Source organism: Exiguobacterium sp. 9-2 (genome assembly GCF_036287235.1).
GTDB lineage: Bacteria > Bacillota > Bacilli > Exiguobacteriales > Exiguobacteriaceae > Exiguobacterium_A.
Genome location: NZ_CP142850.1, coordinates 1,638,627 through 1,658,709 on the forward strand (window position 1 = coordinate 1,638,627; position 20,083 = coordinate 1,658,709).

The 20,083-nt window shown below is 45.5% G+C and carries 23 protein-coding genes; 10 read left to right on the top strand and 13 right to left on the bottom strand.

Translation table 11 applies throughout. The annotated features are described in order from the left end of the window. Positions 1 to 21 precede the first annotated feature (21 nt). The 8 genes from VJ374_RS08710 (at position 22) to VJ374_RS08745 (ending at position 6,072) form a co-directional block, all read left to right on the top strand. On the top strand, positions 22 to 741 hold the full coding sequence (locus VJ374_RS08710; RefSeq protein ID WP_329468454.1) for an alpha/beta fold hydrolase: 720 nt from the start codon (positions 22 to 24) through the stop codon (positions 739 to 741). Between the two features lie 81 nt (positions 742 to 822). Beyond that, positions 823 to 1,530, top strand: a complete 708-nt coding sequence (locus VJ374_RS08715; protein ID WP_329468455.1) for a hypothetical protein — start codon at positions 823 to 825, stop codon at positions 1,528 to 1,530. A 10-nt stretch (positions 1,531 to 1,540) separates the two neighbouring features. Beyond that, positions 1,541 to 2,245, top strand: a complete 705-nt coding sequence (locus tag VJ374_RS08720; protein WP_329468458.1) for an ABC transporter ATP-binding protein — start codon at positions 1,541 to 1,543, stop codon at positions 2,243 to 2,245. A gap of 103 nt (positions 2,246 to 2,348) precedes the next feature. Continuing rightward, a complete protein-coding gene (locus VJ374_RS08725; protein WP_329468460.1) occupies positions 2,349 to 2,672 on the top strand; it encodes a hypothetical protein in 324 nt (107 codons plus the stop codon). 55 nt (positions 2,673 to 2,727) lie between these two features. Next, positions 2,728 to 3,978, top strand: a complete 1,251-nt coding sequence (locus VJ374_RS08730) for a type 2 periplasmic-binding domain-containing protein (RefSeq protein ID WP_329468462.1) — start codon at positions 2,728 to 2,730, stop codon at positions 3,976 to 3,978. Between the two features lie 17 nt (positions 3,979 to 3,995). Continuing rightward, positions 3,996 to 4,994 carry a carbohydrate ABC transporter permease gene (locus VJ374_RS08735; RefSeq protein ID WP_308101615.1) on the top strand — a complete coding sequence of 333 codons (999 nt, stop codon included), beginning with the start codon at positions 3,996 to 3,998 and terminating at the stop codon, positions 4,992 to 4,994. After that, a complete protein-coding gene (locus tag VJ374_RS08740; protein ID WP_308101616.1) occupies positions 4,991 to 5,821 on the top strand; it encodes a carbohydrate ABC transporter permease in 831 nt (276 codons plus the stop codon). The genes VJ374_RS08735 and VJ374_RS08740 overlap by 4 nt, the downstream gene beginning before the upstream one ends. 23 nt (positions 5,822 to 5,844) lie before the next feature. Further along, a complete protein-coding gene (locus VJ374_RS08745) occupies positions 5,845 to 6,072 on the top strand; it encodes a helix-turn-helix domain-containing protein (protein ID WP_308101617.1) in 228 nt (75 codons plus the stop codon). Here VJ374_RS08745 and VJ374_RS08750 read toward each other — a convergent pair. The 3 genes from VJ374_RS08750 to VJ374_RS08760 all read right to left on the bottom strand — a co-directional run bounded on the left by VJ374_RS08750 (position 6,047) and on the right by VJ374_RS08760 (position 8,042). Continuing rightward, the gene (locus tag VJ374_RS08750) at positions 6,047 to 6,457 is read right to left on the bottom strand and encodes an SRPBCC family protein (RefSeq protein WP_329468465.1); all 411 of its coding nucleotides are present in this window, start codon (positions 6,455 to 6,457) and stop codon (positions 6,047 to 6,049) included. The two genes, VJ374_RS08745 and VJ374_RS08750, sit on opposite strands and share 26 nt — an antisense overlap. Positions 6,458 to 6,534: 77 nt before the next feature. Continuing rightward, entirely contained in the window at positions 6,535 to 6,765 is a 231-nt protein-coding gene (locus VJ374_RS08755) for a hypothetical protein (protein WP_329468467.1), read from the bottom strand. Next, positions 6,762 to 8,042: a right-handed parallel beta-helix repeat-containing protein gene (locus tag VJ374_RS08760; RefSeq protein ID WP_329468469.1), complete on the bottom strand. Its 1,281-nt coding sequence runs from the start codon at positions 8,040 to 8,042 to the stop codon at positions 6,762 to 6,764. Before VJ374_RS08760 ends, VJ374_RS08755 begins: the two co-directional genes overlap by 4 nt. Positions 8,043 to 8,167: 125 nt before the next feature. On the opposite strand from VJ374_RS08760, the gene VJ374_RS08765 reads away from it, so the two are divergent. Further along, a complete protein-coding gene (locus VJ374_RS08765; protein WP_329468471.1) occupies positions 8,168 to 8,740 on the top strand; it encodes a hypothetical protein in 573 nt (190 codons plus the stop codon). A 36-nt stretch (positions 8,741 to 8,776) separates the two neighbouring features. On the opposite strand, the gene VJ374_RS08770 is transcribed toward VJ374_RS08765, so the two are convergent. Further along, positions 8,777 to 9,391, bottom strand: coding sequence for a histidine phosphatase family protein (locus VJ374_RS08770; protein ID WP_329468473.1), 615 nt, complete (start codon positions 9,389 to 9,391; stop codon positions 8,777 to 8,779). Between the two features lie 144 nt (positions 9,392 to 9,535). Between VJ374_RS08770 and VJ374_RS08775 the strand changes: the two genes are divergently transcribed. Continuing rightward, complete coding sequence (locus VJ374_RS08775; protein ID WP_329468475.1) at positions 9,536 to 10,423, top strand: alpha/beta hydrolase; 888 nt, start codon at positions 9,536 to 9,538, stop codon at positions 10,421 to 10,423. Positions 10,424 to 10,493: 70 nt separating this feature from the next. On the opposite strand, the gene VJ374_RS08780 is transcribed toward VJ374_RS08775, so the two are convergent. The 9 genes from VJ374_RS08780 to VJ374_RS08820 all read right to left on the bottom strand — a co-directional run bounded on the left by VJ374_RS08780 (position 10,494) and on the right by VJ374_RS08820 (position 19,478). Then, positions 10,494 to 11,894 carry an MFS transporter gene (locus VJ374_RS08780; protein ID WP_035407717.1) on the bottom strand — a complete coding sequence of 467 codons (1,401 nt, stop codon included), beginning with the start codon at positions 11,892 to 11,894 and terminating at the stop codon, positions 10,494 to 10,496. Between the two features lie 204 nt (positions 11,895 to 12,098). Then, positions 12,099 to 12,788, bottom strand: a complete 690-nt coding sequence (locus VJ374_RS08785; protein ID WP_329468478.1) for a hypothetical protein — start codon at positions 12,786 to 12,788, stop codon at positions 12,099 to 12,101. A gap of 20 nt (positions 12,789 to 12,808) precedes the next feature. Further along, complete coding sequence (locus tag VJ374_RS08790; RefSeq protein ID WP_308101625.1) at positions 12,809 to 13,339, bottom strand: nucleotidyltransferase family protein; 531 nt, start codon at positions 13,337 to 13,339, stop codon at positions 12,809 to 12,811. Beyond that, positions 13,329 to 14,315, bottom strand: a complete 987-nt coding sequence (locus VJ374_RS08795; protein WP_329468480.1) for a quinone oxidoreductase family protein — start codon at positions 14,313 to 14,315, stop codon at positions 13,329 to 13,331. Before VJ374_RS08795 ends, VJ374_RS08790 begins: the two co-directional genes overlap by 11 nt. Before the next feature lie 97 nt (positions 14,316 to 14,412). Next, positions 14,413 to 15,336 carry a DMT family transporter gene (locus tag VJ374_RS08800; RefSeq protein WP_308101627.1) on the bottom strand — a complete coding sequence of 308 codons (924 nt, stop codon included), beginning with the start codon at positions 15,334 to 15,336 and terminating at the stop codon, positions 14,413 to 14,415. A gap of 105 nt (positions 15,337 to 15,441) precedes the next feature. Next, positions 15,442 to 15,912 (bottom strand): hypothetical protein, encoded by a 471-nt coding sequence (locus VJ374_RS08805; RefSeq protein ID WP_329468483.1) that lies wholly within the window; start codon positions 15,910 to 15,912, stop codon positions 15,442 to 15,444. A 31-nt stretch (positions 15,913 to 15,943) separates the two neighbouring features. Then, positions 15,944 to 16,261, bottom strand: coding sequence for a hypothetical protein (locus VJ374_RS08810; protein WP_329468485.1), 318 nt, complete (start codon positions 16,259 to 16,261; stop codon positions 15,944 to 15,946). A gap of 29 nt (positions 16,262 to 16,290) precedes the next feature. Further along, complete coding sequence (locus VJ374_RS08815) at positions 16,291 to 18,735, bottom strand: ABC transporter permease (protein WP_329468488.1); 2,445 nt, start codon at positions 18,733 to 18,735, stop codon at positions 16,291 to 16,293. After that, on the bottom strand, positions 18,732 to 19,478 hold the full coding sequence (locus VJ374_RS08820; protein ID WP_375091817.1) for an ABC transporter ATP-binding protein: 747 nt from the start codon (positions 19,476 to 19,478) through the stop codon (positions 18,732 to 18,734). Before VJ374_RS08820 ends, VJ374_RS08815 begins: the two co-directional genes overlap by 4 nt. Positions 19,479 to 20,083 lie beyond the last annotated feature (605 nt).

Here is a 20,083-nt window from a genome sequence, read left to right on the forward strand (position 1 = left end):
CACTAGAATAGGAGGAATCATATGTCTTTCGACTTAATGACGTTACCTGAAACGACGTTACACTATCGTCTGATTCTCGGAACTTCCGATCAACCAACGTTTATCTTTGAAAATGGATATGGACAAGATCTTTCAACCTGGCAACCAATCATGGATCAAGTTGAAGGACTTGGAACGATCTTGATGTATGACCGTACGAACATCGGTGGTAGTATGCAGCATGATTCCGAGACTAGTCGCCAGAGCGTGAATCGCCTTCGCCGTTTGATCCATACCTTATCTCTCAAACCACCCTTTATTCTTGTGGGTCATTCCTATGGCGGCACGTTAGTTCGACAATTTGCATCGCAATATCCAAGTGAAATAAAAGGTCTATTGCTCATCGATGCAACACCAGAGTCCTATATTCAACGCTTCTTACCAGTGATGCCAAACACGTTCCAATCCATATACAAAAAACAATTCACGCTCGAATGTACATACAAAGATTTTAAAGAGAGTATTGAAGCGACGAACGTTGATATCCTCTACCCATTTCCAGTCATTGTTCTGTCTGCTGGTAAAAAAGATCATTATTCGCGTGAGGCGCAACTATTGTGGCACGAATTGCAACGACAAACTGCTGCACAGTCGATCCAAGGCTTGTTGATCGAAGTTCCAAACAGCCGGCACTTCATTCAACAGGATGCCCCCCATATTGTTGTCGATGCGTTACATCGTTTGATTTCAGGTGATTCTTAAGCTCTTTTCAAAGGAACTATTTCCCATTTCCAAACGTATACTTAATATAAGCTTGATTCGACACACTGATTGGAGGCACATATGTATTCGATTCCTAGCTACTTCATACTCTACTTAAAAATCATGCTGACGGATAAGATTCCGGTCTTTTGGTCGTTGATTTTCCCGTTGATTCTCGCCTTTGTCTTCGGGTCACGCCTCGACTTCACCGAGAACAGTTTCCTCTCGTTCCTCGCGCTCTTTTGGGGCTATATCTTACTTTCGATTTACGTGAATGGCATCGGACTCCAACTTGCCCGGATGCGGGAGCATGGTTTGATGAAGACGTATATCATGATTTCCGGTAGTAAGATTGGTTGTATTCTCGCACTCGTACTCGTTCAGCTCGTGTTTGCAGCCGTTAGTTTGACGGTCTTTACGACGATCTTGATGCTTGTATTCGGCTTCTTCTCACCTTTGACGTTGTTACTCGCTTATCTCGTCTTGTTGCTCAGTATCCCGCTTGCTTTTGCAAGTATCGCCTTGACGATGCTTCCGGCAAAGATTTCGAGTATGTCGACATTAATCAACATCGTCATGTATCCGCTGTTCTTGTTCGCAAGTAACCAACCGGATCGCTGGTACAGTTACTTGAATCCTTTTTATGTCATGAAAACACTTGGTCTCGCTGTCTCTGAGCACGTTACGGGAGCATCGTTCCTTATCTTGACCGTCGTACTCGTCGTTTATCTGTTATTTGGTCTATTCTCTGTCAAACGCTTTAATCTCATGTCATTGCTGACTCGATAGGAGGATTCAGATGCACGTCCAACACATACGCTTCAACTATCCGAAATCACCTGATCTGTTACACGATGTCTCCTTTTCGCTTGTTCCCGGGAAACTGAACGTCTTGATCGGGATGAACGGTGCCGGGAAAACGACACTGTTTGATTGTATGACCGGTGCCTTACCGATTACATCTGGTGAACTTGATTTACCTCATATTTCAGACATTCTCTATTTGACGCAATTCATCTATTACTCGGATGAATTAAAGGGCAAGGATGTCGCCGTCTTCGTCGGTCGGCTCGCCCGCTTGAAAGCATATCGCAAGCAAGAAACCTATACGCGTCATCTGAAACAGCCACGAGAGCTCGATTTATTCGCTCATCTGTGGGAGATGAAAATCGGTAAGATGTCCGCTGGCGAAAAGAAATGGTTGTTCGTCACACTTTTGACGACAATTCCACGTTCGCTTTACATCTTTGACGAGCCGACGAGCGGAGTTGATCCGGCAACACGACTTCATATCATGCGACGCTTCGAGCAGATGACCGCAAGTGGACAAACGTGTCTCTTCTCGACCCATCAATTACACGATCTATTACATACCGCTGCCCACGTCATCTTCCTCCATCAAGGTCGTATTTTGTATGAAGGTGACTTCAAGGAGTGGTTGAATCGATTTGAGACGACGGATCCAGACGTCGCGTTCGTTCAAATGCTTGAACTGGCAGGGTAACGCAAACCATCTCTTTATTGAGGTGGTTTTTTTGTAATATTTGAAATACAGGTTTTCAATAAACATGTACAGGATATACATAGTTAAAGGAGGTGTGGGTGTTATGAAGTTTTTTAGTGGTGCCCACTTTGTCAATCTTGTCGAGCACCATTTCTCAGAAGAGAATTTCGGAATGCACATTGATTACATGACTGCCAATTCTGCTAAATTGACGCTTACTTTTAAAGAGACGGTATCTCCGATGAATAGTGCGTCGGTCAGTCAGGTTGGAGAAATTCATTATCAACTCCATTTACCAACACTCGAAAAACGTATATTGATTCATGGTCCTTACATTCGAACTTACCAGCTATTTCTTGGACCAGGTGAGTCCATGCAAGAGTTCAAGGATCTTCTGCATGACATCGCGCAACACCATCAATGTTAGTTGAAAACATGTATTTATTACATTTGTTCTTATTTTGTAGAAGGAGTGATGAAACATGCGTACTCATAAAATATTTCCACTGCTTTTATTAAGCGGTTTATTGTTACCGCTTACAGGATGTGGTGACGGTAAGAATGCAGATGGCAAGATTGAGATTAAGTTCATCAATGGATTCACAGGTGGCGATGGTCAATATATGACGAAAATCGTCAAAGGATTCAATGCAAGTCAGAAAAAGTATAAATTGGTCCAATCGCAAGAGAAAGATCATTATACGAAATTCAAATCAGGAAAATACGATTTAGTTGTCATTCATGAAGCAAGTTTACGAACGTATCAGTCGGATCAAATGATTCAGCCCGTTACCGATTATATGAAACAAGCAAACATCAAAGAGAACGATTTCTTAACATCTGGAGTGGACTCTGCCAAAGTTGGCAATAAAATGTACGCCCTGCCGTTAGACATTCATCCACTCACGATGTTTTATAACAAAAATTTAGTTAAATCTATGCCTAAAACATATGCTGATCTTGAACAATTGAATGAACAACTTCAAAAGAAAGATGATCATCTCTACGCATTCGGTCTTCCATCAAGTGGACTGACACCATTCTATCTAACTGTCGCGGCTGCACAAAATGACATTCAACTCGAACGTGATGGCTACCTTGATTTTGCGCAACCTGCCTATGCAGATGCGTTGATGAAATATCATGATATGATATTCGTCGATCAAATTTCACCTAAAAAATTAGGTCTAGATGGCGAATTCCAATCTTTCATGAAAACTGCATCGAATAACGCCAATCAGACCGCCGTATCATTTACGGGTCCTTGGTATTATTCGGCAGTCAAGGATAAATATAAAGATCAATTAGGCATTGGACCAATGCCCCTCTTATTCAAATCAAAAGCTACGACAGGAAATGCCCATACGATCGCCGTCAGTTCTTCTGTTCAGGATCAAGAGGTCAAGAAAGGAATCTCTTCTTTCTTTAAATACCTCTACACTCCGAAACACTTAGCCAATTGGGCTGAATCGGGTCAAACGCCTTCTCACAAAGAGACATTAAAATTGATTACTGATGATCCATCCCGGTATGCACTCGCAGCTGAAAATCAAAAGCAATTGAAAGATTATGTTCGTGCACCCCGGGTCTATCAGTTTGATGAGCAGATGCGGTATATGAACGAAGTCGTGTTCGCAAAATTAACGAGTGATCGTAATCTGACGAAAGATGCCTTAATGACAGAACTGAAAAAAGCGACCAAACAGGCTCAAGAAATTGCTAAATCCAAGTGAGTTAAAGGAGGAGACCAATGTATTTGACACGACGATCACGTTGGTTCGGATTGCTCTTTTTACTTCCGTTCCTTATCTGTTTCGTTTTATTTTGGTTACTCCCGCTAGTGTATGGCATCTGGATGAGTCTACATGATTTCAGACTGTCTTTTGGAGAAAATGGTTTCGTCGGTCTCTCGAACTATCGGGATTTACTTGTTAATGAGACCGTACATCAACGTCTCTTTTTAGCAACGTTAACGAACACATTATGGTTCATGGTTTACAGCGTACCGTTACTTGTTATCTGTAGTTTATTGCTCGCGCTCTTAATCCGTCATCTTCCACGACAATTTAAAACATTCTTTCGGACGATTTTCTTCATGTCCTACTCCATCTCGGTGACAGCAGTATCTGCCATTTATCTTTGGTTGTTTGCGACGAATGGTGGATTCATCAATCGATTGTTACTTGATCTCCACCTCATCAACTCACCAGTCAATTGGACCAGTGATCAACCGTTTGCCTGGGTCGTCATCGTCATTGCGACTGTATGGTGGACGGTCGGCTTCAATATGTTACTCTTCTTGAATGCACTGGAAGAAGTGGATCACACGTTATACGAAGCAGCTAGCTTAGACGGCGCGTCTCCCTGGCATCAGTTTATAAGCATTACATTACCGACGATTCGACCAATTACATTTTTTGTCCTCATTACGACGTTAATCGCTTCTTTTAATTTGTATGGACAAACGCTTTTGATTACCCGAGGAGGACCAGAGCAATCGACGACCTCATTGATCATGGGAATCAATACGACCGTATTCGGTCAGAATCAGTTAGGAATGGGAGCAGCGATGGCACTATTAATGGGATTCATTATGATGATCATTACCGGTATGCAGTTCTTTGTATCCTATATGGCAACAAAAAAAGAACCTGTCTTATCGAAATCCGTTGCCCAAAAGAAGTCAACTTCTTCAGCTACAGACATTACTATCAAGAGCGATGCTGAAAAGGAGCGGAAGATCACATGAGACACAAAAAAACGACGACGATCCTGTTGTTGACCGTAGCCAGCTTATTATCGATCATTTTTTTACTTCCGCTTGTCTGGATGATATTAACATCATTTAAAACGTTAAGTGATTCGCTGGAAAGCGCCAGCCTACTACCGAAATCTTGGACGCTTGAAAATTACCGTCTCATCTTAAACGCTAGTAGCGAGTCTCCCTTAATTCGATGGTTGTTAAACACGACGATCGTCACTGTCCTAGGAACATTACTTGTTTTATTTGTCGACGTGTTAGCCGCATACGCTCTAGCACGCCTTCAGATTCCAGGTCGTAAAATCATTCTCGCCATCGTCGTCATCGCTTTGACGATTCCAGGCATCGTGACATTGTTCCCAGCGTTTTATCTCTTTAGACAAGCAGAATTACTTGATTCCTATGTTCCTCTCATCGTGCCCTATGCTGCAGGCACACTTGGTGTTTTTCTGATTTACAACTTTCTGCGGACATTTCCGAAAGATTTAGAAGAGGCCGCTTATCTCGATGGGGCGAATCAATGGCAGGTGTTGACGAAAGTCATTCTACCTACCTTGCGCCCTATCATCACGACGCTTGGAATCGTCACCTTCCTTGCGATCTATAATGATTTTCTGTGGCCATCGCTTGTAACGAATGAAGCAGAAATGAAAACGATGACACTTGGCATCGCTACACTCGTCCAAGGATCAAACTTTGTCAATCCAGCAGCCATGATGGCTTCAACTGTCATCGCAACCTTGCCAGCGCTATTACTCTTCATCTGGGCAAATCGTTTTTTCGTCAAAGGGATCACCCATTCTGGTCTGAAATGACCTTAAAGAGGAGCTGCTATATCATGCGAGCATTACGACATATAAACATGGAACAACGCATGAATGCCGTCCTCGATTGTTTGGCAGCCGCAAAGGACTACCAACGTATCGCCGGACGGCATGATGTATCGTATCAACAATTGTATAACTGGGTTCAGCGGTACGAGAGCGGCGGTATTCCCGCCCTGACGGACCGTCGTGGTCGGAAGTTACGAAGCGAACGACTTATTTCGACTCAGCATACGCCTTAAACCGATCAAGAATCGCCTGCCAACCCGCTTGTTGCATCTCAGGCGGGTTGATCGTTTCGGCATCAAACGATTCAACGATCTCTGTTTGGTCTCCGTTTCGAGAAAAGTCGATTGTCACCTGACGACCATCCTCAAGGACATAGGCGATATGTTCATGCGGCACAATTGACTCATATGTACCCGTGAAATCAAATCCCATGCTACCGTCTCTTGCTTCCATGCGATTCGTGAATTGACCACCGACCGTCAAATCATTTTTTGACGCCGTCGTATGCCAATCGTCAGACGCTGCGTTCCAGCGTTTGATGTCTTCCGGCGCGTTCCAAAGCTCCCATACTGTCTCGACCGGACGGTCAATCACAGCTTGAATCGTTAGTTTCGTCATTATTCTTCCTCCTTATAATTTAAGTTCCCTCCTTTTTCGAGAACGCCTAAACAAATCCCTTGTTTCAACCAATTAATTCAGAGGTGATTTTGGCTCTTTGTTTTCCATATCACAAACAAAAGAATTGCCGGTATGAGACAGATGATTGCATCGGTAATGGTCGGGAGGCGTAATGTTGGACTTGTTAAAAAACGAATGCCCTCGATCGTCCAAACCGTTAATAAGAAGGCTGTCAACGTTGCGAGCCGCCAGTGTCTCGGGATATTGATCCAGTAAGCGAGGAGCCGCTCCGAAAGTTTCATCTTCATTCTCCCTTTCGAACTGCTTTCAAGAAGCTTTGTTCCGTTTTATAGGAGGCGTCGCGCCACATGAAACGTTTCGTATGGTTGAACGTATTTTTTTCAAACTGGTTCCCAGAACTCGTCTTAAAGTAATGAGCGACACTTAAAGGACCGTCGAATGTATTCCTGATGATTGTATTGTCACGCACATCGTGCTGGACAAGCAATTGACCACCCTCGAGTCCTTTCGTATCATTCCCGATCAGCTGATTTTGCTCGATCCGGACACGTTTTGTACCGCCCCGCTTCGTGTCATAACCACCGATCGCAATTCCGGTGTAGACGTTTTGCCGTATATCATTCTGGCGGACGATGACATCTTCTGCGTATCGTCCCGCATGTTCACTCGTCACTTCAATCCCGATATCACTCGCTTCGACGAGATTCTTCTCGATCGTCAAATTCTTCCCACCATCGACATAGATACCGGCTGCATTATATTCCTTCCCGTAAGCAGGATTCCCGTAGCTCGACGTCCGGTAGACACGATTTTCCGACACGACGCCCTCACGGACGTAGTCGTCTTTCTTCGACTGGGCGATGCCTTCATACCCGATCAAATCAATACCGATATTGTTGTTATCCCGTAAGATGTTCTTTGTCACACGAAAATGTTTGACATTTCCGTTTAAAACAAGTGCTTCGCTGAAACCAAGGCGATTCTGTTCGACTCGGTTTCCGGAGATCGTCAGGTGACGAATCGCTCCCGATCCGTAGACGGCGATCCCGTGTGCATTTCCTTCTTTCGCGAGCGTCTTAATGTGGCGAACCGTATTGTTTTTTAACGTGATGTGTGATCCTGATCCCGTGACCAAAATGCCGATCGGTGTCGCATCCGACCGTTTCGACTGAACGGCTTCGATCGTCAGTCCTTGAATGGTCACGTATTGCCGATCCTTGATCTGGATGATTGGTAAGGTTGCGTCCCGATCTTTGATGTTCTTCCCGCTTAAGACGACCCGTTCTTGTTTGTAATTACGAAAGATAATCGGATGTTGTTTCTTTCCGCTCTGTGTAACATTCAGAGCTTCTTGATACGTTCCCTTACGCAGATAGACGGTCGTTCCGGCCGTCGCTTTTTTTGTCGCTTGTCGTACCGTTTTAAGCGGATGCTTCAACGTGCCGGTATTTTTATCGGTGCCGTTCGGTGCGACGTATAACGATTTTGCCGTCGATTCGGCCTCTTCCCCTGTCGACGTACAACCGACGAGCAGTATGGACGCTAATAACCATTTTCCTTTCATGTTTTCCTCCTTTATTTGACAGTGTGATTCCTGGTACAATATAGGTATCATTTCTAATTTTTTGAATATTTTTAATTTTAACCCGATTTACTATGACTATGGAAAAGAGGAACACGTCATGAAATATGCGCTTTTATTTACTCTTCCCTTCTTGCTTGCTGATTGTGCAACGGAAGCAACCGTCCTTCCCAAAAAAAACCGTCGAGATCAAAAAGTCTTCTTTCTCGATTACTCCCGCTACTACTAAGAAAGAAGCGTTCCAACAACAGACATTTTTCTTTACTGGTACACTCGATCACCCACTGCAGCTTAAAGCGGTCCAATTTGACGATACAGAACCACCAGAGGTGCTAATCGACAAATCGATTCCTGCCGGTACATATGATCGCACACCGTTCCAGTTGACGTATGATTTGAACCTACTCAACGATTCGCATGCCTTCACCTATTCGCTTGATGCGAAGAATGGTATTCCTGAGACGAAAACGGTCTATATCTTACCTCAAAACGTCCAGACTGACAGCGGTCAATTCAATGATCAAAAACAGACGAATGTTTCGTTCTATCCCTTACTCCTCAAACGCTATACGACAGGAGAATCGATCATCGGTCGCTCAATCGACACGTTATCCTCTCTTCACCTAAAGGTCAGAAAACAAGAAGGCGCAATTTTGATCTATTTGATGAAATCACGATAAGGAGAACGGCGGACCGAGAAAAAGTCCGCCGTTTTTTTAGTCCGCTATGACATGCGACATGTCAGCTTCTAATCGAATCACGGCTTCCCCATCCCTGTATTCAACGATCGTCAAACTCGTTCCATGAATGAACGGTGGATCCCATAATGTCGCGAATGGTTTCTGATGGAGATGTGTTAGCAAAATATTCAGGAAGATGCCATGCGTAACGATCAAGATGTTCTCGTCTTCCTTATGGTCAGCCAGTCGTTCCAAAAACGATAGGATGCGCTCACGAACCTCGTCAAACGACTCCCCGGATTCCGGTATGTATGCGTGTGGAGTTTGCCAAAACGAAGTATGCGCGATGGGATGCGCCACTTCAATTTCCGCTGCCGTCCTTCCTTCCCAAGTGCCCATGTGCATCTCTCGTAATCGATCATCGACGGTGACTGGAATCTTTGGATCAAGATCCATCATCCGAACTGTTTCTCGGACGCGGCCAATCGGACTGATATAAAGGTGATCTAAATGTACTTCACGTAAGCGGTGACCGAGGTCCCGTGCATTCTGTCTGCCTTTCGCTGTTAAGGGAGAGTCTTCCCAGCCTTGCATGCGTTTTTCTAAGTTCCATTCCGTCTCGCCATGGCGCGTAATATAAAGTGTTGGCATCTATTTCATCCTTTCGACTTCTAGTTTCTTTCAAAAGTGTATCAAAACCTGGCTGTTTTTTCCTGTACCTAGAGAAAACAAATCCAAAAGAGAAATCCACCAATCCGTTCGGTATGATGAAGATAGACATAAAGGAGGAATTCGATGAATCGTCAACAAATAATTGACCTTGCCGAACAGATTCGCTCGGGAGAGGAACGTCCTAAAGTCACACCCCCTCAACCACCGCAAGCTATAACGAGTACGTTACAGGTGCCGACATCGATCGGCGATGTCCGAGTATTGCTGCACTCGCCGATCGATGCAGCAGACATATTACCTGGATTTATCAGTTTCCATGGTGGCGGTTTCATCACAGGAACGCCAGAGATGGACAAACCATGGAATCTGTTTCTTGCTGAGACCGTCAACTGTCATGTTTTTAATATCGAGTACCCATTAGCACCGGAGCATCCATTCCCCGTTCCAGTCCACGTCACCTATGAGGTCGTCCAGTGGATATTTCAACATGCTGATACGCTACACCTCGATGCTGCGCGCATCGCGATCGGGGGACATAGTGCTGGTGGGAACCTCGCTACTGCCATATCGTTATGGAACGCCGAGCAGACACATCCGGTTCCGCTCATCGCTCAAATCCTTGACTATCCTCCACTCGATCTCGCAACGGACCCAGCGGACAAACCGTTTTTTGAAGAAGCCATACCTACTGAGCAGGCACGTCAGTTCAATGCGATGTACATCGCTCGTGCGGAGGATGCGTATCATCACCTTGCTTCGCCACTCTATGCGGCTCAACTTGAAGCATTACCGAAGACACTCATTTTGACGGCTGAGCACGACTCACTGGCGCAGGAAGCTCAGCAGTATGCTAAACGACTTCAAGCAGCAGGTGTTCACGTCGAACACCAGGAATTTGCCGGACAACCCCATGCCTTTACGCATCACGGTGACGCAAACGTAGCGCTTCAGGCTTGGCAACGGATTGCTGATTTTCTTAGACATGTCTTTCAGTCTGCTAAACGTTCGTAACGTTGCATCACAAATTCATGAAAAACAACAGTCCCTCACTCCATCGAGTAAGGGACTGTTCGTATTATCGTCATTCTTTTTTGTCGTCTTCTTTCCACCACAGCGCATCTTCCGGATTTTTTGCGACTTCATGTACTTCCTGTTCCGAAGCAACCGTCGGATGTGATCCTTTGAGCGCCTTACCTGCTGTGTTCTCAAAGAAAAAGAAGAATGTGATGAAGCCAATGACGCTGACGGCTGTCAGGTAATAGGCTGGAGCGAGTGGATCTTCTGTCGTGTGCACAAGCCAGGTCGAGACGAGTGGGGTCGTCCCACCAAAGATCGACACTGCGATATTAAAGGTAACGGAAAGCGTCCGGTACCGCACATCTGAATAAAAAATACTTGGCAACAGACTTGGCATTGTTCCCTCGAAAATTGACAAAAAGAAACCAATAATGAAGATCCCGATGCCGACGAATAACAACCAGTCTTGCCCGATTAGGAAGAATGAGAGGATTGATGTTAAGGCTAACCCCGTCAATCCAAGCAGTACCAATCGTCGATTGCCGCGCCGATCGCTCAAGCGCCCGAACGAGAAAGCAAGCGGAATCATAATGATCATGACACCGGTGATTAACATCGTACTCGTTGCACTCGGTAGACCGATGATTTCATCCAAATAAGACGGCATATAGGATAACAACATATAGTTCGTGATGTTATAGAAAGCAACGGCGATAAAGCAGACGATGATGTCTTTCCGGTGTTCTTGGATGATCGTCCGAAACGTCGCTTGTTCCTGTTCACTCTCATCGATCTCATTCTCGAAAATCGGTGACTCATCCAAGTGTCGCCGAAGATAAAGACCAAATAATCCGAGTGGTGCGCCTAAGATGAAGGGAATACGCCATCCCCAAGATGACATTTGATCGTCTGATAGAGAGACGAACAAGATCGTCGCTAACACGGAAGCAAGAATATACCCAGCTAATGTTCCGATTTCAAGACCACTACCGTACGCGCTCCGGTGTTTATCGGGTGAAGACTCGGCGATATAGACCATCGCACCAGCATATTCACCACCAGTCGAAAAGCCTTGCAAGATCCTTGCCAACAGTAAAAGAATCGGTGCCCAGACACCGATTTGATCGTATGTCGGCAGCAGACCAATCAACAAAGTCGAAAATGCCATCATGACGATCGTCGTCGTCAAGACGACTTTTCGTCCTAGACGGTCGCCCATTCGTCCAAAGATCAATCCGCCGAGTGGTCGCATCAAAAAGGCGATCGCAAACGTCGCAAACGTAAAGACCAGCTTCAGTTCATCATTTTCTACACCACTAAAGAAATTTTGACTGATAATGACGGCGAGGTAGGAGTACAACCCAAAATCAAACCACTCCATCGCATTGCCGATTCCGGTCGCATAGACACTCTTTTTCGTTTGTGCCGGATCAACGACATTGACATGTTCCCTTCTGAATCGCATGAAGTTCTCACTTCCTTTTCAATGAATGCGTTACGATTAACAACTCACCTCACCTGTACGACCATCGATCGCTTTCATTATTTTCAACATATGATTTCATGAATAAGATTCCCTCTATGCTTCACAGATAAACGCTCCTCGACCTCAACCATGTACAATTTCCAACTGGGTCATAAAAATAAAAAAAGATCCCCCATGGCGGATCTAAAAGTCATCGGATATCTTCGAAATCGGACTGTCTGGAGATGCCGTGATGAGTCGAAGCAGAACTTTTTCTGGTCGATCACTGATGAGCCAGGTGACGGAGGTCCCGTTTCGATAGGCAAGATTAAGTTGTTTCCCTTGCTTTTGAATATGTACTTTCAACCCATTGATAGTACGTGTTCGTTCTCCGAATCGAGCTGGAATACGCTCATTTTCCAGTCGAGTCTCAATCACTGTATAATGACGATTCGTTACAAGTTTCGTCGCCATTTTTTTCTTATTCCCTTCCCATGATAGACTCCCTGCGATCGTCTCACCTTTTGTTGGTTGATCTCGAATGAGTTCCATCGAACTTCTTAATATCCAGTTCGACTTCTTTTCATAAATCATCAGCGTATCGTATCGTCCTTCGATTATGCTTGCTAGCAGTAGACTATAGTCGCCGAATCGCGCGTTCACTCGGAAATCGTCTTTCTTTAACGTATAGGTTGACTTGTCACTCAAGTCATACTTAAATTGATGCTCGGCCGTCTCTGCAGCAGTCGGATAGGACCCGCTGTCAAACACACTTGTACCATCAACGTGAACCTTTTCCTTCACTTCGATATTTTTTTCTGGCGCGCAACCGCTGATACAGAGGAGTCCCATTAGTATGAGCGGTATTGTTTTTTTATAACTGATTCGTTTCATCGCATAAGCTCCTTCTTATCTCATGTACATATATGTAGACCTGGATCGTCTTGCCATCCTTTTTCGATCACCCGTCGCTGAAAAATCGAATGACGCGCGGTGCCGGTTTGAAAAGATGGTGTCGGGCGAATAATTCGATCTGTAAAGTCATCTGCTCCATATGGAAGGTAAAGTTCAAAGTCTGGTCGTCTCGTCACGCCGATTGCTGTGACGGTCTCAGGAAACTGTGAAATCGCATCCTTTGCGGACTGATAAGGTGGTAATCCATTGACGAGATGCATTCGCGTTTGATTTTTAACAGACCACGGCAAATCCAATAATTTTCGTAACTGTTCTTCATGACGTTTTTCCGTGGCTTCCGAAAGATCAGTAGGATCGAAATAGACGATATCGATGTCCGATGTCGCCTGTCGTTCGACGTTCCAAATTTTCGAACGTAAGACACCGGCACAGATCCACCAATCAGGCAAGTGGAGTGTCGCTACCAACGCTAGCATCTCTTGTAACTCATGATCGTTTCGTAATCGCTGTTCAATTTCTTTATGATCCACACTCATCTCCTCCGATTCGTAGAACTATTTTCCCTTGATACTGTCGGGATTCCATCAACTGATGTGCCTCTTGCACTTCTGATAGTTGAAACTCGTGAATCATCGGCATCTTCAATTTCTTATTTTCGAGTAGAAGCAGGATATGGGATGCAGCCCGTTTAATCCGATTTGGATCCAATTGACGCGTCGTTCCAAGGCTAAATCCACGAATCGTCCGGCAACTGGCATGGACATCAGTCGTCGAGAGTTCACCTGCTGATCCGCTACTGTTACCAAATTGTACGAGTGTCCCGTAATTAGCGAGACAATCAAGACTTTTTCGCGTTACGTGACCTGCGACAGAATCAAAAATGACATCTGCTCCCTTCCCATTCGTCAACAAAAGGACGTTTTCGGCAAAATCATCATATGTGAATACATGTTCCACACCAAACGATTGTACGTATTTTATTTTCTCAAGATTTCCTACTGTTGCGATGAGTTGCTTCACACCTCTATGTAACGCAAGCTGAATCAATGCAGTGCCTACTCCACCTGCTGCACTATGAATAATGATTGTGTCCGTCGGCTTCACTTGACCAATTTCAGTCAATAACATCTCGCTCAGAATTCCTACTGTAGTAAATAAGATTGCTTCCCGCAACGAGATCGATAGTGGGACTCGATATACGAGTCGCTCGTCCGCTCGAACGATTTCGGCATATGATCCGGTTTTTGCAAATGCCATGACACGATCGCCTATTTGAAATGCCGAATTTGGGTTAGAAGCTATTACAATGCCGGTTACGTCTAAACCAAGTACGACCGGAAATGTACCCGTTGCTTTTCCTCCTCGGCGTTGTTTTATATCAGCAAAATTCACACCCGCCCAAGCAACTCGAATCAAGACCTCTCCAGGGTTAAGTACTGGATCCAAACATTCATCTTGTTGAAGCACGTTAGCCTCTCCGTATGTATGTTGTATGATACGTCTCATCTTATTCCTCCTTATCACCCTTTCATTTTACCTCATATTTCCATTTAACAACATAAAAATAGACATCTGCAACCGACGGATTGCAGATGTCTTTGATTTACAGCCGAATCAATACGATACCACCAAGCATGATGAGCAAGCTGACGATTTGCACACCTGTGACCGGTTGTTTCTTTGCACCGAACCAACCGAAACGATCAATCAACAGACTGCCAGTCAGTAAACCAATCGTGACGATCACGACAGCGAGACCTGTACCGACGAGCGGAACGATGAAGGCATTGCCGGCAACGAATAATGCACCAATCAATCCACCGATCCAAATCCAGGCGGGGAATGGTTGCGAGCGATCAATTTGCCACTTCGTTCGTAAAATCAGATTCAGCAACAACAAAGCGATCGTTCCGATGACGAACGAAATCAAGGCACCTTTCACAGCTGAACCGAGAACACTTCCAAGATGACCATTGATAGCCGTTTGAGCAGCACCCAACGTACCAGTCAGAATCCCGAACACACGCCAGAGAAACAACGATTTTTCTGTTGATGCCATCTGTTGCTTGTGGCGCCGTGCTAAATAGTCACCGAGCGCGACCGTTCCGACGACACCGAGTAACACAAGCGTTGCACCGATGATCCGCGTTAACGAAAGTGTCGTGACGTTCGCTTCAAACAATCCGAAATGATCAATCAACAGTCCCATGATGACCTGACCAAAAATCGGCATGATGACCGTTTGGACGCCTCCGAGTCGCGGAAACAACAAGATGTTCCCGGTCAAATAGATGACACCGAGTACCCCTCCAGCCCAGATCCAGTACGGTTCATCGGCAGCAGCTGTGAGACCTGTGAGGTTCCCGTCGACCAGCAACACAAGAATCAATAAGAATAATGAGCCAATCGAAAAGGAAATCAGCGAAGCGAGGAATGGCGAACCGACGACGCCCCGCAATCGCGTATTGACACTCGTTTGAACCGGTACGAGCAAACCGATGATAAATCCAATGATGATTGCAAGCATACGAGGACCTCCTTATTCATGTGCCCTTTCATCATACGGCAGTCTCGCACGCTGAAGCGACCGGAATGCTCAAAAAGGAGCCGGTTCAACGACCGGCTCCACGAATTAAATCTTTTTCCACGACTTCGGATGCGTCCGCAATTCCTTCTTCGTCGGATGCTCGACATCGAGACGTTTTCCGTTTCGTTCAAGTAGCATATCTGATACGAGCAAAGCGATAGCAAACACGACGTAGACGGCAAAACTTAGGAAAAATGGTAAATCGAATACGATTAGTATTGGAAAGAATAATCCCATTAAAATGACAAACAGAAAATCCGTTACATACTGCCATTGAATGATTTTCTTCATCTGTGGTTCTATCGTTAAAGCCATATCACGTTCGACTTCTTGCGAGTGGATCCGCGCAATCCAGACTAGTGCTACAAATAATAAAAATAGTGGCCAGTACATGTCCCGATTGGCGACGACCAACAGGATGCTAAAGCCGTACAGTAACGAGCTGTACAAACATGGTTTAGCGAGTTGACGTTTTTCTTCTTGAATGAACGCGATACGTTCGGCTTTCGTTTTCATTTAAATCCCCCAACTGATTCAACGTACCTGTTTAATCTGATCGAACGGTTCGTGATCGACCAATGTATTCGACCTTATTCTGAAATACGCGGTACATCCGGTATTCTCCAGTCGGTGCCGATTTCAATTGAACGGCAATCTGGTGACGTCGTGATTTTGATGATTCGGACGCTACGAAATAAGGTTTGACTGACGCGATATTGTCGCGCCCGAACTGCTTCGTCACGTGCCGAACGACTTGCACTTCAACAATATGCTCATAGGTTGCATCCCGTTCATCTGCGATCATCCACCAACCAACACCGCCAATCACTACAAGTAATAAAATCGCCCCGATCGTTTTTCGCAATTCGATCCCCCCGGTTCACTTGCCCATACTTACTGTTTCAATTCGTGAACGAGGTTTTCCTGCTTCCGTCGGGTGACGAACCAAGCGATGGCTAGGACAAGCACCACCAAACCGGCAATAGTTCCAGCAATCGTCGGGACGTTGAGATAGAATGATCCTGTATCATCAATCCGTGTCACGAAGATTGTCGCACCAAGACCACTGATCAGTCCGAAGATGATGCCGCTCCCAATGAACAAGAGCATTTGAATGAGTGTCAATTGACGCAGCCTGTTTCGAGTCAGCGCAATCGTTCGTAGCAAGGCATACTCGCCTCGTTTTCCACTCACGAAACTGAGTAAGGCGTTTGCAAGTCCGAACCAGACGGATCCACTCATGACGACAAGCGCAATGATGAAGACGAACCAACGTTCCGTCGTTTGTTGCTCCGCATCATGAAGCGCGTCAGATAGTCGATTCATTTGCAATGTCGGATAACTTTGCGTGATCTCTGATAATTTTTTTGTCACTTGCGCCTTCTTTAACTTGGATGGAACGTCGATAAAGACATTCAAGATGTGATCGCTTGGTTGCCGTAGCTCCTCATTCCGCCAATCCACGAGGATGTCTGGTGCTATCTTCTTTTCGATTCCAACGATTCGGAATTGACCGAGCGAAACACTTCGCTCTTGTTCCCCGTCCCATCGGCCGAGCGGCAACGTATCGCCTTTTTGGAGACTGTGTTTTTTAGCGAAGGTACGTGAGATGATGATTCCGTCTGTGTCACTCGTCTGTTCTCCTTCTAAGACGTCAAGACGACGATAGTCCGTCACTTCGTACTCGATTGAGACATATTCTTGAGGCAACTGGTATTCAAAGGAGCTTCGAGACGATAGGAAGGTCGCTTTTGCGCCAGGTAACTCGGTTTCAATCCGTCGAATCAATTGTAGCGGGTCTCCTTGCGATCCTTCATCCAAACGACTCTTTAAGACGACCTCCGTCGGATATTGGCTGATGATGTACTTCCGCTCGTTTTGTTGCACCGTCTCAAGGAACGTCGAGCCGATGACGACGATGATCATCAATACTTGAACGATCAGCATCAACCAGGCGTTTTTCCGAAGTTGCGGCAACACGCCTCGGAAGGCGACGAAACTCGTCGGTCCCGCTAACCGACGAACAATCGGTTCCGCTCGATGGAGCACTCCTTTCAAGAGCAGTGGCGTCGCAAGATACATCGTCAGTAAAAAGGCGATGGTCGCACCAAGCCAGGTCATCGCCCGCGCCCCTTCTGTGCTTGCGATCACTTCTGCGAATAAGATCAAGCTAGCAGTCAATCCACTACTAGCAAGGACGAGACGTTTTCGTCGTATTGGTCGTGACGCCGTTTTTAGATTTTCTCGTAAGACGTGGAGCGGTAACACATCTCGTTTTCGGTAAGCCGTACTCGCGAGCAACATCAGAATCAATAAAGCACTACCTAACGTGATGAGCATCAAGAACGCTCCTTGTTCGATCATGAAGGAGACGATCATTTTCCCTTCCGTTGGCCATACCAGTTGACCAAGTAACGGTAAGCAAATACCACTCAGGATTGCGAGAACCGTTCCCGATAAGACAATCAAGCCGGATTGAACGAGGAATAACTGAAACAGTTGCCCGGTTGTCGCCCCAAGCGTCCGCATGATGGCAAATTGGATAGCATGTTTGCGTAAATACAAGTCGAAGTTCGCCATCAAGATGAAGCCGGAGACGACAAGGATCAGTACTGACAAGATTCCGATGTAGCCGTTCAGCGCCGGTGAGAGCGCTTGCCCCTCCGCAAGTTCAACCCGGAGCTTCGGATTCGCTTTGACGAGTGTATCGGCATAGTGGACGAAATCCACCTCTTTTTTTAGATTGAGCAAGACGGCTTTCGTTTCGATTGGATGGTTCTTTTTCAGATCAGCATACGAAAGCAAGACTTGATCGTGCGAAGCTTCAGATGTTTTTGTATTTGGTAAAATCTCACGGATTCGATACGTCGCTTCTCCAACGCGAAGCGTTTGTCCGACACTACGATCAAGCGACGTCGCGAGTCGAGCTGACACGATCGCTTCTCCCTGTTTCAAATCGTTCGTGAAATGATACCGACTTTTCGTCAGAGCATCCGAATGAACTCCTATCGTCTCCACGTCGGCCATCGCTTGACCAGCGACGCGCGCTGTCGTCTGTAAAATCGACTCTGCGTCCAAGACATCGTGATCCTTTTTAAGTTGCTCAAACACGGACTGATCCGCCTGCTCATCTTCAGGTGTATATTTGACCGTCAGATCGACTTGACCGTATCTTTGTTCACGATCCGCTTCGATTGCGGCTTGATTATGTAGTAAAAAAATGACCATCGTTAAGACGAGACCAATCGAAATCATGACGCTTCCGATTGAGGTCAATAGAATCATCGGACTTTTACGGTACAGTCGGTGAGAAAGACGGAAGAGATGTTGTCGTTTCATACAGCCCCCACGAACTGCTCGTATGTCTCTAAGATCGGTGCCACGTCTCCGGTCGACAGCTGATCGGCGACGATCTGTCCGTCATGGAAATACAGCACACGTTTCGCATGAGCCGCTACGGTCGCATCATGGGTCACGAGCAGGATGCTCGTCTGTTGTTCGCGATTGAGTTCTTGAAGCAACTGCATGATTTCAGCAGATGTCTTGAAATCGAGGTTCCCCGTCGGCTCATCCGCTAAGATGATCGGTGGTCGACTGATCAAGGCACGTGCGATCGCGACACGTTGTTGTTGTCCACCCGACAGCTCTTGCGGTCGATGATTGTTCCACTTCGTCAGTCCGACTCGTTTGAGCCAAATCTCTACCTCTTGGTTGATCGTTTTGTCATCCATCCCCTTCAACATCAACGGTAAGGCGATATTCTCATGGACCGTCAAATCATCAAGCAGGTGAAACGATTGAAAGATAAAACCGATGTGCTGCTGACGATACAGTGTCGCAACAGGTTCAGTGAAGATATCGCGTTGTCGTTTTCCCTTTAGCGTCAACGTTCCACTAGTTGGTGTGTCAAGTGCCCCTACTATATTCAATAGTGTACTTTTTCCGGAGCCACTTGTTCCCATGATGGCGATGAAACCACCTTCTTCTAACGTGAAGGAGATTTGTTTTAATGCCTCGACCGTTTCTGTTCCCCGCGTATAGGTTTTTGATAATCGTTCTATTTCTAATAAACTGTCCACCAAGATCCCTCCAGCAACATGATATCATTATAATAACCAATATAAGTATTTTTTAGAAGTAAATACATAAAAAAGCTGTTATACGCAAATTATCATGGGAATAAAAGGAATTGTACTCATTTGAACGAGCTAGTCCTAATAAGGAAAAGGCAAACATACAAATTAGAAAGTAAGTGAATAGATGATTTGCACGTTAGATCACTCTATTCAAGAACAAGCTATTTCTCAATCGATCTCTGGATTTTCGCTAGCGAGCGTCAAAGATCAGGAAGTCGTCTACTCCAATGGATTTGGGATGACAAATCTTAAGGATAGCGGGGTTCCCGTCACAGCGAACACATTTTTTGAATTTGAATGGAACCGAGATGACACTGTGTATGCACCAGGACAATCTATACTTCACTCAGGATACGGATGAAAATCCAATTGTGACAATCGGTTTTGTCGAGAATATAATCGAGGACGTCCATTATATGGTTCTAAATGGACAAACCTGCAATCGGATTGAACAGGGATTACTCGAAATAAGGGAGAATGAACACTGCAATACCTTGATTGTCCAAGGCAGTTGGGAGTTTGATTAACTGGGAATCAAATCGAGCCCCATC

Bases quoted from the DNA above. Each gene is read 5' to 3' on its own strand.
- VJ374_RS08710 (WP_329468454.1), top strand. From the start codon at position 22: ATGTCTTTCGACTTAATGACGTTACCTGAAACGACGTTACACTATCGT.
- VJ374_RS08715 (WP_329468455.1), top strand. From the start codon at position 823: ATGTATTCGATTCCTAGCTACTTCATACTCTACTTAAAAATCATGCTG.
- VJ374_RS08720 (WP_329468458.1), top strand. From the start codon at position 1,541: ATGCACGTCCAACACATACGCTTCAACTATCCGAAATCACCTGATCTG.
- VJ374_RS08725 (WP_329468460.1), top strand. From the start codon at position 2,349: ATGAAGTTTTTTAGTGGTGCCCACTTTGTCAATCTTGTCGAGCACCAT.
- VJ374_RS08730 (WP_329468462.1), top strand. From the start codon at position 2,728: ATGCGTACTCATAAAATATTTCCACTGCTTTTATTAAGCGGTTTATTG.
- VJ374_RS08735 (WP_308101615.1), top strand. From the start codon at position 3,996: ATGTATTTGACACGACGATCACGTTGGTTCGGATTGCTCTTTTTACTT.
- VJ374_RS08740 (WP_308101616.1), top strand. From the start codon at position 4,991: ATGAGACACAAAAAAACGACGACGATCCTGTTGTTGACCGTAGCCAGC.
- VJ374_RS08745 (WP_308101617.1), top strand. From the start codon at position 5,845: ATGCGAGCATTACGACATATAAACATGGAACAACGCATGAATGCCGTC.
- VJ374_RS08750 (WP_329468465.1), bottom strand. From the start codon at position 6,457: ATGACGAAACTAACGATTCAAGCTGTGATTGACCGTCCGGTCGAGACA.
- VJ374_RS08755 (WP_329468467.1), bottom strand. From the start codon at position 6,765: ATGAAGATGAAACTTTCGGAGCGGCTCCTCGCTTACTGGATCAATATC.
- VJ374_RS08760 (WP_329468469.1), bottom strand. From the start codon at position 8,042: ATGAAAGGAAAATGGTTATTAGCGTCCATACTGCTCGTCGGTTGTACG.
- VJ374_RS08765 (WP_329468471.1), top strand. From the start codon at position 8,168: ATGCGCTTTTATTTACTCTTCCCTTCTTGCTTGCTGATTGTGCAACGG.
- VJ374_RS08770 (WP_329468473.1), bottom strand. From the start codon at position 9,391: ATGCCAACACTTTATATTACGCGCCATGGCGAGACGGAATGGAACTTA.
- VJ374_RS08775 (WP_329468475.1), top strand. From the start codon at position 9,536: ATGAATCGTCAACAAATAATTGACCTTGCCGAACAGATTCGCTCGGGA.
- VJ374_RS08780 (WP_035407717.1), bottom strand. From the start codon at position 11,894: ATGCGATTCAGAAGGGAACATGTCAATGTCGTTGATCCGGCACAAACG.
- VJ374_RS08785 (WP_329468478.1), bottom strand. From the start codon at position 12,788: ATGAAACGAATCAGTTATAAAAAAACAATACCGCTCATACTAATGGGA.
- VJ374_RS08795 (WP_329468480.1), bottom strand. From the start codon at position 14,315: ATGAGACGTATCATACAACATACATACGGAGAGGCTAACGTGCTTCAA.
- VJ374_RS08800 (WP_308101627.1), bottom strand. From the start codon at position 15,336: ATGCTTGCAATCATCATTGGATTTATCATCGGTTTGCTCGTACCGGTT.
- VJ374_RS08805 (WP_329468483.1), bottom strand. From the start codon at position 15,912: ATGAAAACGAAAGCCGAACGTATCGCGTTCATTCAAGAAGAAAAACGT.
- VJ374_RS08815 (WP_329468488.1), bottom strand. From the start codon at position 18,735: ATGAAACGACAACATCTCTTCCGTCTTTCTCACCGACTGTACCGTAAA.